General features: G+C 63.8%; 10 protein-coding genes and 1 riboswitch. Of the genes, 4 read left to right on the top strand and 6 right to left on the bottom strand.

From position 1 onward, the window contains the following. Positions 1-322 precede the first annotated feature (322 nt). A riboswitch (M-box (ykoK) riboswitch) is annotated at positions 323-496 on the bottom strand. 45 nt (positions 497-541) lie between these two features. Then, the gene (locus QMA15_RS19310; RefSeq protein ID WP_029254386.1) at positions 542-1,126 is read right to left on the bottom strand and encodes a TetR/AcrR family transcriptional regulator; all 585 of its coding nucleotides are present in this window, start codon (positions 1,124-1,126) and stop codon (positions 542-544) included. A gap of 126 nt (positions 1,127-1,252) precedes the next feature. Between QMA15_RS19310 and QMA15_RS19305 the strand changes: the two genes are divergently transcribed. The 3 genes from QMA15_RS19305 (at position 1,253) to dszD (ending at position 3,632) form a co-directional block, all read left to right on the top strand. After that, a complete protein-coding gene (locus QMA15_RS19305; protein WP_003941129.1) occupies positions 1,253-2,356 on the top strand; it encodes a membrane protein in 1,104 nt (367 codons plus the stop codon). Between the two features lie 15 nt (positions 2,357-2,371). Continuing rightward, a complete protein-coding gene (locus QMA15_RS19300) occupies positions 2,372-2,845 on the top strand; it encodes a YbaK/EbsC family protein (RefSeq protein ID WP_019746727.1) in 474 nt (157 codons plus the stop codon). Positions 2,846-3,053: 208 nt separating this feature from the next. Further along, positions 3,054-3,632, top strand: coding sequence for an NADH:FMN oxidoreductase DszD (gene dszD, locus QMA15_RS19295; protein WP_003941189.1), 579 nt, complete (start codon positions 3,054-3,056; stop codon positions 3,630-3,632). Between the two features lie 52 nt (positions 3,633-3,684). On the opposite strand, the gene QMA15_RS19290 is transcribed toward dszD, so the two are convergent. Together QMA15_RS19290 and gabT are read right to left on the bottom strand one after the other, a co-directional pair. Continuing rightward, complete coding sequence (locus QMA15_RS19290) at positions 3,685-5,130, bottom strand: NAD-dependent succinate-semialdehyde dehydrogenase (protein ID WP_020968315.1); 1,446 nt, start codon at positions 5,128-5,130, stop codon at positions 3,685-3,687. A 1-nt stretch (position 5,131) separates the two neighbouring features. After that, on the bottom strand, positions 5,132-6,496 hold the full coding sequence (gabT, locus tag QMA15_RS19285; RefSeq protein ID WP_007727077.1) for a 4-aminobutyrate--2-oxoglutarate transaminase: 1,365 nt from the start codon (positions 6,494-6,496) through the stop codon (positions 5,132-5,134). Between the two features lie 128 nt (positions 6,497-6,624). On the opposite strand from gabT, the gene QMA15_RS19280 reads away from it, so the two are divergent. Continuing rightward, a complete protein-coding gene (locus QMA15_RS19280; protein WP_019746725.1) occupies positions 6,625-8,142 on the top strand; it encodes a PucR family transcriptional regulator in 1,518 nt (505 codons plus the stop codon). Here QMA15_RS19280 and QMA15_RS19275 read toward each other — a convergent pair. From QMA15_RS19275 to QMA15_RS19265, 3 genes are all read right to left on the bottom strand, one after another. Further along, positions 8,119-11,310, bottom strand: a complete 3,192-nt coding sequence (locus QMA15_RS19275) for an NAD-glutamate dehydrogenase domain-containing protein (RefSeq protein WP_279163012.1) — start codon at positions 11,308-11,310, stop codon at positions 8,119-8,121. The two genes, QMA15_RS19280 and QMA15_RS19275, sit on opposite strands and share 24 nt — an antisense overlap. A gap of 127 nt (positions 11,311-11,437) precedes the next feature. After that, entirely contained in the window at positions 11,438-13,126 is a 1,689-nt protein-coding gene (locus QMA15_RS19270) for an NAD(P)/FAD-dependent oxidoreductase (protein WP_020906039.1), read from the bottom strand. After that, positions 13,123-13,968, bottom strand: coding sequence for a carbon-nitrogen hydrolase family protein (locus QMA15_RS19265; protein WP_222671655.1), 846 nt, complete (start codon positions 13,966-13,968; stop codon positions 13,123-13,125). Before QMA15_RS19265 ends, QMA15_RS19270 begins: the two co-directional genes overlap by 4 nt. Between the last annotated feature and the right edge of the window lie 113 nt (positions 13,969-14,081).

Raw genomic sequence — 14,081 nt, 5'->3', positions numbered from 1 at the left:
GCACGGGACAGTGCCAGTGCATGAGGGCAGCAGAATGCGCTGAACGACAACGGAAGTCGTCAGCGGACGCGACAAAGCCGCGCAGATGAAACCGAGGGTGCGAAGGTCAGAGACTGACGAGCAAAATGCCGGGGTGAGCACCGTCGGTAAGAACAGAAGGATGGGTCGAATATCGACTCGGCGGGTCGTCCACGATGGCCACCTCCTGAAAGTTCGGGGCGTCCGTTGACGCCACACAAAGTACATGCGCACAGCACACGCCAGGAGAACCGAATATCGACGTACTCTCGCCTTCGCCGGAAGAAACCGGCATCAAGCTGCGAAAACACCTCCACGTCCGAGTTTTGGCACTGCACGACGTGTCCCGATCAAGACCGGGAAGCCACTTTGGATCACCCCTTAAGCCGGGGAGATCTGTCCTAACCTTGGGCGTCTCTCGACGTCGTGAGATCAGTGGCCTGTGTTCGTGCAGAAGCCTCACCTAACGAGGTACTGCACCCAGAGGGTAGTTCTCAAATCTGTTGCCTGTCAACCGAGCAACTCAGACGGCGGGCAATCCTGCCCGTGCGACGGCGCCGGCGAAGAGTGCCGTCACGGCGGCACCCATCACGCTCTGATCAACTTCTTCCGGATCCACCGAGTGCTCGAGAACGAGCCCGGATATCAAGGCCATCAACGAGATTGCAGTGGTCCGCACATCGAAGGAATCGTCCACTCCCCATTCGCGGGCACGTTCACCGATCAACTCCACGAGTTGACTGCGCAAGTGGCGACGCTCACGCAAGTACGCCTGAGCGATCTGCGGATCACGTCCGGCGAGCACTCCGAATTCGAGGACGAGCAGTGACCACCCCGGGTCGTCGACCATCCACGTTGCAATGGCCTCGCCACCTTTACCCGCCGCGTCGGCGGGGTTCATCCCGGCGATCTCGGCGAGCACACGGCCGGCCAGTTCGAGAGACCGTTGCGCGAACAGTTCGGCGAACAGATCTTGTTTCGACTCGAAGTTGGAATAGACAGCCCCCTTGGTGAAGCCCGCGCGGCGGGCAACTTCAGTGAGACGTGCAGCACTGAATCCGCGCTCCGCAAACTCTTCCGCCGCAGCGTCGAGCAGTCTTTGCCGCACCACGTCACGTCCGGGGCGGGTTACCGGCGTCCAGTCCGGTTGACGAGATTCAGTCACGATACCTAGAGTATTCAATACCTTGGGTATTGACAAGCTCTTTACTTTCGACAAGATCAGGACTCTTTCGTGACCACTACGCATCCGGCACACGCCGCACCAGACAACAGCTCCACCCACGACGAACACCACCACGACAATCTGCTCGTGAAATACGGCGCACCCAAGGTGATGGCCGCGCTGTTCGTCGGCGTGCTCCTGCTGCAGATGGGCTTCATCCTCAGCTACGTCGCCGCCTTCCATCAGCCGACTCCGCGAGACATCGAAATCGCGGTCATCGCCGATCAGGGCACACCGGACGGCATGGATCAGCAGATCGCCGACAAACTCAATGCCATCGACGGCAGCCCGCTCGACGCTCAGGTGGTCGACAGCACGGCGACCGCTCGCCGCATGATCAACGACCGCGAGATCCAGGGCGCGTTTGTCATCAACCCGGCCGGACCGGACACCCTGATCACCGCGAGCGCGGGCGGCAGCTCCATCGCGACATCACTCGAAGCGGTGTTCACGAAGGTCGAGGCGACGCAGGACCGACAGTTCGTCGTCCGCGACGAGATCCCCGTCGGAGCGCACGACAACCGCGGCCTCTCCGGCTTCTACCTCTCGGTCGGCTGGGTCGTCGGCGGCTATCTCCTTGCGGCAGCCATCGGACTGTTCATCGGTGCGCCGAAGACCCTCCGCCAGGCAAGCGCCCACACGGGCGTGATCGCGATCTACTCGATCATCTCGGGAGCCCTCGGCGCCCTCATCACCTCACACGTGCTCGGAACTTTCGCGGGCCACTGGTTCCCGCTGTGGATCCTGGGAACAGCCGTGGTGTTCGGCACCGCCATGTTCACACTCGGATTGCGCGCTGCCATCGGCGTTCTGGCAGTCCCGCTGGCTATCGCCGTCTTCGTGATTCTCGGCAATCCCAGTGCGGGAGGCGCATTCGGCTCCAACGTGATTCCCTCGTTCTATGCCGCCATCGGCCGATGGATCACACCTGGCGCCGGCACCGAAGGCGTGCGGAGCATCGTCTACTTCAACAACGTCGGCGTCGGCCAGCCTGCTCTGACGCTTTTCCTGTACGCGCTGATCGGTGCGGTCATGCTGTTCGGCTTCACGATCCGCCGTAACCGAAAGTCCACCGACACGACGCCGACTCCAGCTGTGGCGAACGCCGACTAGTCCTAGTCTGAACTCATGACGAGCCTCCTCCACCCCAACGCCTCGCACGTCGCCGAAACACTGATCTCACGGGGTCACCACGGCGTCATCGTCACGCAGCCCGAAGCCACGCACACCGCGGCCGAGGCAGCGGCGGCCGTCGGGGTGGAGGTAGGCGCGATCACCAAGTCGCTCGTGTTCCTTCTCGACGACGATCCGGTCCTGCTGCTGGTCTCCGGCGCACATCAGGTCAACCTGAAAGCCACCGGCGAACGCCTCGAAGGCAAGCTCACGCGGGCGCCGCTGGAAATGGCGAAGTCGGCAACGGGCCAGCCGATCGGTGGGGTCGCTCCGCTCGGGCATCCCACCAACCTGCCCACCTACATCGATACCGCCCTCGAGCAGTACCCCGAATTGTGGGCTGCTGCCGGGCACCCGAACACGGTCTTTCGCACGACCTACTCCGAACTCCTCCGAATCACGGCCGGCCTCGCCGTCGACATGGACTGACGCACTTCAGCCAACCCGGCCCGAACCCACTCAGACGTGCGTCCACCTATAGTTGGACGCACCATGTGCACTGCAACCAGGACCCCGGCCGGTAACCACTGGCGTCGACGACACGTAGATCTGTGCCGCACCGACGCATGTCTGTGTATGCCGAGCGCAGTCACCTCGACCACACCGCACACCTCGAGTTCCAGCCGGAGAGTTCCCGTTGTCTGACAAGCCGAATGCCGTTTCCAGCCACACCACCCCCGACGTCCCCGAAGTAGCAGCGACGCCCGAGTTGTCCACCGGAATCTGCGCCGGTGACTACCGTGCAGCGCTTCGCCGCCACCCCGCAGGTGTCACCGTCGTGACCCTCGATTCGGGTACCGGCCCGGTGGGTTTCACCGCCACCTCGTTCTCGTCCGTCTCCCTCGAGCCGCCGCTCGTCTCGTTCAACATCGCGGAGACGTCGTCGAGCATCAATGCGCTCAAGGCAGCCGAGTCCTTGGTGATCCACCTTCTCGGCGAACATCAGCAACATCTGGCCCAGCGCTTTGCGCGTAGCGCCGATCAGCGTTTTGCAGACGAGTCACTGTGGGCAGTGCTCGACACCGGGGAGCCGGTTCTGCACGGCACCCCCAGCTGGATGCGCGTCAAGGTCGACCAGTTGATCCCTGTTGGCGACCACACGCTGGTCATCGGACTCGTCACGCGGGTTCACGCCGAAGAGGACGACGAATCCGCTGCCGCACCGCTGCTCTACCACGAGGGCAAGTACTACCGCCCCACTCCGTTAGGTCAATAGACAACTGTGCGCCTTTATTAACCGCCCGCGGTTAATAAAGGCGCACAGCAAGTTACAGCGCTACGTACTTGGTATCGAGATACTCGTCGATACCCTCGGTTCCGCCTTCACGGCCGAAGCCCGATTCCTTCACGCCACCGAACGGCGCCGCAGCATCGGAGATCGCGCCGCGATTGACGCCGACCATGCCGGTGTCCAGCTTGGCCGAGACGCGCATCGCACGGTCGATGTCGCGGGTGTAGAAGTACGCCACGAGGCCGTACTCGGTGTTGTTCGCAGCCGCGATCGCTTCGTCTTCGGTGTCGAAACCGACCACTGCCGCAACGGGTCCGAAGATCTCTTCCTTCAGCAGGCGCGCATCGGCGGGCACCTGATCCAGAACGGTCGGGGTGAAGAAGAAGCCGGCTCCTTCGGGCGCCGATCCACCGGTGCGAACGCGAGCGCCCTTGGACACGGCGTCGTCGACGAGTCCGGTGACGGTTGCGAGCTGCTTGGTGTTGATCAGCGGTCCGATGTTGGTGCCCTCGGCGTCACCGGCGCCCACCTTCAAGGCCGCAACCTTGGCGGTGAACTTGTCGGTGAACTCCTCGCGCACCGAGTTGGCGACGTAGATGCGGTTGGCCGCGGTGCAGGCCTCGCCGCCGTTACGCATCTTCGCGAGCATTGCGCCGTCGACAGCTGCGTCGATGTCGGCGTCGTCGAAGACGATGAACGGTGCATTGCCACCGAGTTCCATCGACGTACGGAGCAGCTTGTCAGCAGCGTTGCGCACCAACAACTTTCCGACGCCAGTGGAGCCGGTGAAGGTGACCTTGCGCAGACGCGCATCTTCCATCAGCGGTCCACTGATGGAGGCCGCGTCGGACGTCGGGAGGATCGAGAGCACACCGTCGGGCAGACCGGCATCGGCGAACACCTGACCGAGGAGCTGCATGGTCAGCGGCGTGTCCTCGGCGGGCTTGACGATGATGGTGCAACCGGCAGCCAGCGCCGGTCCGATCTTGCGTGTGCCCATGGCGAGCGGGAAGTTCCACGGGGTGATCGCAAGGACCGGTCCGACGGCTTCCTTGGTGACCAGGATGCGACCGTTGCCGGCCGGAGCCTGCGTGAAACGTCCGCCGATGCGTACTGCTTCCTCGCTGAACCAGCGCAGGAATTCGCCGCCGTAGTTGACCTCACCGCGGCTCTCTGCCAACGACTTACCCATTTCCAGGGTCATCATCAGCGCGAAGTCCTCGGCGCGGGCGTGCAGCAATTCGAAGGCGGTGCGCAGGATCTCGCCGCGTACACGTGCCGGCGTGGCCGCCCAGTCTTCCTGCGCCGCAGCGGCGAGGTCGAGCGCACGGATACCGTCGGCAGCGGTGGCGTCGGCTACCTGGGCGAGTTCCTCACCCGTTGCCGGGTTGTAGACCGCAAAGGTCTTCTCGGCCGGGACGAGCTTGCCGCCGAGCCAGAGACCCTTGGGTACCGAGTCGAGAAGATCCGAGACGTTGGACATGTCAGTTCCCCTGTGCTGCAGTGCGAATAGCGGTCTCGAGGACGGTCAACGCGTCGTCGAGCAGCTCTTCGGAGATGACCAGCGGCGGGAGCAGACGGATGACGTTGCCGTAGGTACCGCAGGTGAGGATCACGACGCCGGCAGCGAGGCATTCGGCGGCGATCTTCTTGGTGATATCGGCGTCCGGCTCCTGCCCACCGGGCTTGACCAGCTCGATGGCGAGCATGGCGCCGCGACCGCGAACGTCACCAATGACGTCGAGTTCCTTTGCCAGTGCGTTCATTCGGCCGACGACGGTCGACTCGATGGTGCGTGCGCGGCCACAGAGGTCGAGCTCGCGCATCTGGTCGATGGACGCCAATGCAGCGGCGCAGGCGACGGGGTTACCGCCGTAGGTGCCACCGAGGCCGCCGGGGTGGACGGCGTCGATGAGCTCGGCGCGGCCCGTGACAGCGGCGAGCGGCATGCCGCCTGCGATGCCCTTGGCGAGAGTGACCAGGTCGGGGACGATGCCCTCGTGATCGCTGGCGAACCAGGCGCCGGTACGAGCGAAGCCTGCCTGAACCTCGTCGGCGATGAAGACGACGCCGTTCTCCTTGGCCCACGCGACGAGCGTCGGGAGGAATCCTTCTGCGGGAACGATGAATCCGCCCTCGCCCTGAATGGGCTCGATGAGGATGGCGGCCGTGTTGGCGGCACCGACCTGCTTCTCGATCATCGTGATGGCGCGCTGTGCGGCCTGCTCACCCGTGATCTTGGAGCCGTCGACGTTGAGGCCCTCGCGGTACGGGTAGGACATCGGTACGCGGTAGACCTCGGGGGCGAACGGACCGAAGCCGCTCTTGTACGGCATGGACTTCGATGTCAGTGCCATCGTGAGGTTGGTGCGGCCGTGGTACGCGTGGTCGAAGACGACGACTGCGTCGCGACCGGTTGCGTGACGGGCGATCTTGACGGCGTTCTCGACGGCTTCTGCGCCGGAGTTGAACAGCACGGAACGCTTCTCGTGGTCACCGGGGGTGAGCTCGGCGAGACGCTCGGCGACCTCGACGTAGCCCTCGTACGGAGCGACCATGAAACAGGTGTGGGTGAAGTGCGCGACCTGATCCTGAACTGCGGACACGACGGCCGGGTTGGAAGCGCCGACGCTGGTCACCGCGATACCGGCACCGAGGTCGATCAGCGAGTTGCCGTCGACGTCGACGATGACTCCGCCGTCTGCGTCGGCGACGTAGACCGGGAGGGTGGATGCGACGCCGGCGCCGACGACCTTCTTACGGCGTTCGGCGAGCGCAGCCGAGCGCGGGCCCGGGAACTCCGTGACGATGCGACGCTCCTGCGGAAGCCGGTATTCGATTGCACTCATGTGACCACCCTCTCGGTTGTGTATTGCATTCGAGTATGCGACGCGCGAAGCATCGCAAGCACTGCCGAAATGGATACCCGAAGCTCCAGGGCTACTCCATATCGGCAACGACAGCTAGCCTGGATCAGGTGACGGTTCCGATCTCGTGGCTCTTGCGCCAGAAACACCTCTCGCTGGCTCTGCTCACCGACCGAGCAGCTGCCACCCACCCCGTCACGTTTGCGCAGGCCACAGAGCTGACGGACCCCACCCCGTGGCTTTCCGGCGGCGAATTGGTGCTCACCACCGGGCTGGCACTGGTGGGCGCGGACGCCACCGACTACAGCGAGTACATCGACCGTCTGGCCGCCGCAGAAGTATCGGCTCTGGGATTCGGGACCGGCCTTTCCCACGAGAGTGTGCCCGCAGACCTGATTGCCGCCGCCCGCAGTCGCGGGCTCCCCCTGCTGGAAGTGCCGTTCACGACCCCGTTCGCGGCGGTCACGCGCGCGGTGATGACCCGTCTGAGCCAGCAGGAATACGAATCGGTACTCCGCGCGGCAGAAGTACAGACACGCATCACCCGCGTTGCGCTGCGCGGAGGCGTGTCTGCCATCGTGCGTGAACTGGCCACGGCCACAAAAACTTCGGTGGCGTTTGTCGGAGATCGGATCACCGCGGTGCATCCGGCAAACCAGAAGTCGTTGATCACCGAGGTTCGCGCGGTCGCGGCGACCACCCGCGATCCCAACGCTCCGGCGTCGATCTCGCAGAGCACACCCGAACGGACGCTGACACTGTCCCCCGTCGGCGTCACCGACAGCTGGCACGGCTACCTCGCAATGGCGGGCGCCGGGCCCCTGAGCAATATCGACAGAGTGTTGCTCGGGCATGCGGTCTCGCTGCTCACTCTCGAACTCGAGAAACCGGTTCGACTACGGGCCGAGCGAACTCGACTCAACGCCATGGCTTTCGGGCTCTTACTCGACGGCCGAATCCCCGAGGACGGTGTGCCGTCGTACTTGGACGAAGCGAGCGATACGCACGGCAATGTCCGTGTCGTCCACGTTCGCGGATCCGGACTCGGCCCTGTTCTTCGCGAACTCGACAACGCTCTCGCGCGAGCAGGCCGGCCGTTGTTCGCGCAATCCGAGGACGGTTCGCTGACCGTCCTCCTTCGCGGAACCGACACAATCGACACTGCCAAAACACTACTGGCGCAGCTCTCCCCCACCGAGGCGAAGACGGTGCGTGCCGGAATCAGCACCCCTCACCGTCTTCTGGACGCACCGCGCGCACTCGTCCAGGCCCGCGCCGCGGCCAATCTCACGACGGCCACTGCCCGCATTCTCGAGTTCGACGCTCTGAGTGGTTCGACGATTCTGGCATCCGAGCCTGCCCGTGAGGCACTGATCGCAATGGCTGCGGACACCATCCCGGTGCTGACCGAACACGACCAGGCACACGGGACCGCACTGGTCGCGTCTTTGCGCGCCTATCTTGAGGCGAACGGCCAATGGGAATCGGCCGCAGCCGAACTCGGTGTTCATCGGCACACCCTCCGAGGTCGCATCGCACGCATCGAGGAACTGCTGCAATGCGACCTCGGACAGGCCAGGGTCAGAGCCGAACTGCTGCTATCGCTACTCGCCTGGGAGGGTCGCTGAACGCTCCGCGGCGTGTACCGAAGCGAAACTGGACGCACCGCGAACGAGTAGTTCGAGTTCGGCGTGGACCGTGCAGAGACGGGCGGTGTCCAGCGCTCCACTGCGGCTCACGCTCGACATCAAAGCCGTGAACCGGCGCACCGCTTGCGGATTGGCGGCGGTCCACAACTCGACGACCTCCGGAATACCTTCTCCGAGCGCTCCGGACACGAGGTCCGCGAAACGCGCCGTCAACCTGGCGTGGACGGCAGCGCTGCCCATGACCTCCCAATGCGAGGCACCGACGGCAACGTCGACGCCCCCGAGAACGTCGCCCAGATCGAGGGTGTCGGAGAGTTCCCGGTAGATCGCAGCCGCGGCCTGAACCGTCGTATTCTCCTGCAACGCAATGTCAGCCAGGGCGAGCGCCCCGAAAGACGCCTCGATGCGGTCGCTGGCCGACAGCCCTTCGGTGAGAGCCCGCACCGGCGCGGCCCATCGATCGATGTCGGCTCGCGGGTTCACGGTGAACCGGCCGGCTGCTCCCGGACGACGCAACACCCAGCTCATCTCGGATTCCAACAACTGCTGCAAGCGATCGAGAGCCTGCAACTGCTCGGTGGCGCGAAGCTCCGAGTTCAAGATCTCGCGCCGAAGTTCCTCGGTGCCGAGCACTTCGCTGACCACTGCGTAGGCCAGAGCCGCTTCCGGACTGTGGACTCCGAGGTGTTCCTCCAGTCGGAACAGCACGCCGGGTCCGACGCGGTTGACCAGTTCGTCGACCACCGAGGTGATGATGATGTCGCGGCCCAACCGATGTGCGCGGACCGCGTCCGGTGCTGCCTCGACGACGGAGAGCGGGAAGTACTGCGGGAGACGATCGGCGAAGATCTGATTGTCCGGGACGGTCGACGCCCCCAATTCCGCCGTCAGCACGTTCTTCGACTGCGCCACCAGCACAGCAAGTTCCGGACGGAGTAGGCCCTGCCCGGCTCGCGCCCTGACCGCCAGCGCCTTGGCGTCCGGCAATGATTCTTCGAGGCGCTTCATCGCGCCCGCCGAGACCAGGTTCTCGATCAACCGTTCGTGCTGATCGAGTAGGGCGGGAGCGCGGTGCTCGGCCAGGCTGATCGCGAGGGTCTGATCTTCACTGGCCTCGAGTACCGATGCGGCTACCTCGTCCTGGGCCGCCGCGAGTAGTTCATTGCGCGAGGTCGCGTCCAACTCTGCGAGTGCGATCTTGATGTTGACCTCACGGTCCGAGGTAGCCACGCCTGCCGCGTTGTCGATGAAGTCGGCGTTGATTCGTCCTCCGCCAGCGGCATATTCGATGCGGGCACGCTGGGTGAAACCCAGGTTGCCGCCCTCACCCACCACGGTTGCACGCAACTCGTCAGCGCTGACGCGAACTGCGTCGTTGGACGGATCGGCCGCGTCGACGTTGCTTTCGGTCGACGCCTTCACGTAGGTACCTACGCCGCCATTCCACAACAGGTCCACCGGAGCGCACAGGATCGCTCGGATCAGTTCCTGCGGAGTCAGCTTCTCCTCGGCGATACCGAGGACCTGACGCGCCTCGAGCGGAAGGCGGATCGACTTCGCGCTACGTGGCCAGACGCCACCGCCAGGCGACATCACGGTGCGGTCGAAGTCGTCCCAGGACGAGCGCGGCACGGTGAAGAGACGAGCGCGTTCGGCAAACGTCGTCTCGGTGTCGGGGTTCGGGTCGATGAAGATGTGGCGGTGATCGAATGCCGCGACCAAACGGATCTTGTGCGAGAGCAACATTCCGTTACCGAACACATCGCCGGACATGTCACCGATGCCCGCGACGGTGAACGGATCGGTGTCGACGTCGAGGTCGCGCTCGGCGAAGTGGCGTCGAACCGCTACCCAGGCGCCGCGAGCGGTGATGCCCATCGCCTTGTGGTCGTAGCCGGCCGAACCGCCGGAAGCAAAAGCGTCGCCGAGCCAGAAACCACGCTCGACGGCGATGCCGTTCGCGACGTCGGAGAACCGTGCGGTCCCCTTGTCCGCCGCCACGACGAGGTAGGAGTCTTCACCGTCGTACTCGATTACTTCTGCCGGGTGCACCGCTGCGCCGTCGACGATGTTGTCCACCACGTCCAGCAAGCCGCGGATGAAGGTGCTGTACGACTCCTGCACCTGCGCCGGGGTCGGTGACGACGTGCCCCGAACCACGAACGCACCCTTGGCTCCCGAGGGAACGATCGGCGAATTCTTCACGCTCTGGGTCTTCATCAGACTCAGAGCCTCGGTGCGGAAGTCCTCGTATCGATCCGACCAACGCAGGCCACCACGGGCGACGGAGGAGCTACGCAGATGCACGCCTTCGACATTGGGTGCGCTGACGTAGATCTCGCGGAAAGGAACTGTCTTCTGCGGGGTGGAGAGCAACTGCGAGTCGATCTTGAACGACGCGTACGGCAGCGGTTCGCCGGCCTCACCGCGCAGGTACCAGTTGGTGCGCAGAGTCGCCTGCAAGAATGAACGCACACCGCGCAAGACGCGATCCTCGTCGAGAGTGTCTGCACCGTCGACTGATTCGTCGATGGCCGCCGCCGCGGTGGCCACGGCCGTCTCACGCGAACCTGCTACTGCGGGATCGAAACGCGCGGTGAAGAGTTCGATTGCCTGCCGTACGAAGAGCGGCTTCGCTGCCAACACTCCGACGATGTAGCTCTCGGACAACCCGATACGAGCCTGAGCGAGGAAACGGCACGCAGCGCGCAGCAACTCTGCGTCGCGCCACGTGATGTCTGCTCGTCCGATCAGACTGGAGAATGCGTCCATACGGGTCTGTCCGGCGATGACGGCTTCGAAGGCGTCCGCCATCTTCTCGAGCGCACTGCCGTCGAAGGTGCTCGGCTCGAAGGTGAAGTAGTGTGCCGAACCCAGAACGGTCGGAAGCGGGCGGTGCGTCGAAACTCGGAGTCCGAGGGACTCGAAGTTCTCGCACAGATCGGAGAGGGAGGGCTCTCCGGACGGCCACAGCACCACACAGGTCAGATCGTCGCTGTTCAAGTCGTCGCCCTGACGGAAGACGAGTCGCTGGCCCGCTGCTGCCAATTCGGCGACCAGTTCGAGCGCCGGGTCACCGGATCGATCACCGCCTGCGGGTCTCGATTCTGCAGCTGCGGTCTTGGTCGCCGATGATGTGCTCGCCATTGAACACCCTCCTGGAAATTATTGGATCCGAACACTTTCCAGTGTTGCGTGGATCACCGGAAAGAGGTCGTGCCCGATAGGAGTACCAACCCCCATCGGGCACGACATTTCGGCAGTTGCGGTGAGCTCAGTCGCCCAACCTGATCGGAGCGAGCTCCTCGAACACGTCGCCGGGTCCGGGATTCTCGGTAGGCGCAGCGCCGCCGAGATGGTTGACGACGCCCCATACCGCGTTGATCGCGGTCTGGATCGCGCCCTCGGCCCAGCCGGCAGTCCACGACACGTCGTCTCCGGCGAGGAAGATTCCCCGATGACGCGGTTCGAGATCATTCTGCACGAAGTGAGAGAACAGGCGCTCCTGGTACCGGTAGTGCCCCGGAAGGTTCGCCTTGAATGCACCCATGAAGTCTCGCTCGGTTTCCCACGACAGCGTCACCGGGCTCGAGATGATGTGGCTGCGGAAGTCCACGCCTGGGTAGATCTCTTCGAGCGAACGCAGCATGATGTTCATGCGCTCGGTGGCGTCGAGCGCCAGCAGCTTCAGCGAATCGTCCGACCAGGTGTACGACAAGCAGATCAGGCCTGGCTTGCCCTCGCCCTGATCGAGCAGGTAGGTGCCGCGACTCATACGGTCGGTCAGTGTCATCGACACCGAATCACGGCCGGTCACGGGATCCTTGTCCTTCCAGAACGGGCGGTCGACGAGAACGAACACCTTGGTCGAACCCATGTAGTGAGTTCGCTCGATCGCAGTCCAGTGGTCGATCGGGAACAGATCGTCGTCACACCTGATGTTGTTCAGCAGCATCCAACTCTGCACTGTCACAACGGCACTCGCATACGTGCGAATGAAACCTTCGGAGTCCGTCACCGTGATGTTGCCGGGCTCGGTACGCCGGAGTTCGGTGACGCGGGGACGCGTCTCGCCGTCGTTGAGCGAAGCGACCGTCGTACCGGCAGGCCAATGCGCCATGTGCTCCGGGGCGCGGTTCCACAACCGCATCGGCAGCTGCTGCGATCCACCGACGATGCCGCGGTGGTCGTCGTCGGCGGCCGTGATGACCACACGAAGGATTTCGAGGATCGAGTTGGGGTAGTCGGTATCCCAACCACCCGTACCGAATCCGACCTGCCCGAACACTTCCCGCATATGGAAGGACTTGAAGTGCTTCGACGCGGCGAGGAATCCGTAGAACGTCTGGTCGTCGTAGCGCACCACGAGGTCGTTCCAGATCCGCTTGATCTCTGCGGTGTCGCGGTCACGAATGGCCTGCTGCAACGGAATCAGATCGGCGTGCTCTTCGAGAGTGCGCTGCCAGGCCTGCGCCACCTCGGTGTAGATCGGCGGCAGATCCTCGAGAGTGTGCGCGTAGTGGCTCTCACCCTTGAGATCGATGACGGTGCTCGGCGTGACCTCGGCAAGGGGATTGGGGAACTCTTCGGTCTGCAGACCCAGTTCGTTCAGATAGTGGAACAACGTCGTCGACGACGGTGGGAAACGCATTGCGCCCATCTCGGCGACAACCCCGGGGTGCCCGTCGAACTCGACCGACCGCATCCGGCCGCCGATCTGATCAGCTTCGTAGACAATCGGTTTGAGACCGACCTTGAGCAACTCGTAGGCCGCGATCATGCCGGAGAGTCCACCACCGATAACGGCAACTTCTGTACCCAGCGCCAGATCGGGCACCGAGCCGAGTCCCGCCGGACTGGAAACGTAGTCGTCGTACGGGAACGGAAAATCCGGTCCGAACATCGTGAGGGGCGGCTGCTTGCCGGGTTCGGAGGAACTGTCCGGAGCTACTGGGATGGTCATCTACGGTTCTCCTTGGAGACAGTCGTGCCAGAAAGGTCTGGATACAGATCGAGGCGTCGATCGTCGAGATGCGTGTTGAGGGTGCGCGATTGCGAGACGGTGGCGGCGGCGATATCCGCGAAGAGCAATTCCTGGCCGCCCCCGGCCCGCGCCAACTCGGCACCGTCGGGTGCGATGGCGCACGAGAGACCGCAGTAGGCCAGCTCGGTTTCGGCGCCGCAGCGATTGACGTAGGTGACAAACATCTGACTCTCGTATGCGCGGGCCGGAACCACTTGCTGCGCAATGTGTTCGTACGGAGTCATCAACCCCGTCGGCACGATGAGCCATTCGGTACCGGCGTCGGCATGGGCCCGAACCGCTTCGGGAAATTCCACGTCGTAGCAGATCAACAATCCGCAGCGGATGCCCTCGAAATCGAACCCGCCCACCAAGGTCTCACCTGGCCGGAAATGTTCGCGGTCGAGCGTGCCGAACAGGTGCGTCTTGCGGTAGTGCGCAAGCGAAGTGCCGTCGCGGTCCACCACCTGCACGCTGTTGTAGACGTCTCCCCCATCGAGTTCGGGGTAACCGTAGACGACTGCGATGCCTGCACTGCGAGCAATCTCGGCGACGGAATCGAAGATAGGGCCGTCGGCCGGTTCCGCGCGCAGCGACACCAGTTCGCCGATGTCGTAGCCGGTTGCGGACATCTCCGGCGTCAGCAGGATCTTCGCACCGGATGCCGCAGCCTCGCGGGCAGCGGTGTCGATTGCAGCGAGGTTGAACTCCACCGACGCAAAGGTGTCCGGGGTGGTGAGCGGACCTTGGAACAGGCCAACTCGAACTGAATCGACATGCATGGTGCGCTCCTTCAGGAGTTCCGTGACGCCAATTTTCGACGGTGTGTGTGACGGGGACAACTACCAGCGTGACGGGTGCCGCCAATCATGTCAACTCTTGTTTCCTAAGAATC

The organism is Rhodococcus sp. APC 3903, assembly GCF_030407755.1.
Lineage (GTDB): Bacteria > Actinomycetota > Actinomycetes > Mycobacteriales > Mycobacteriaceae > Rhodococcus_F > Rhodococcus_F erythropolis.
Note: the sequence above shows the minus strand (reverse complement) of the source record. Positions and strands in the feature narration are given on the sequence as shown.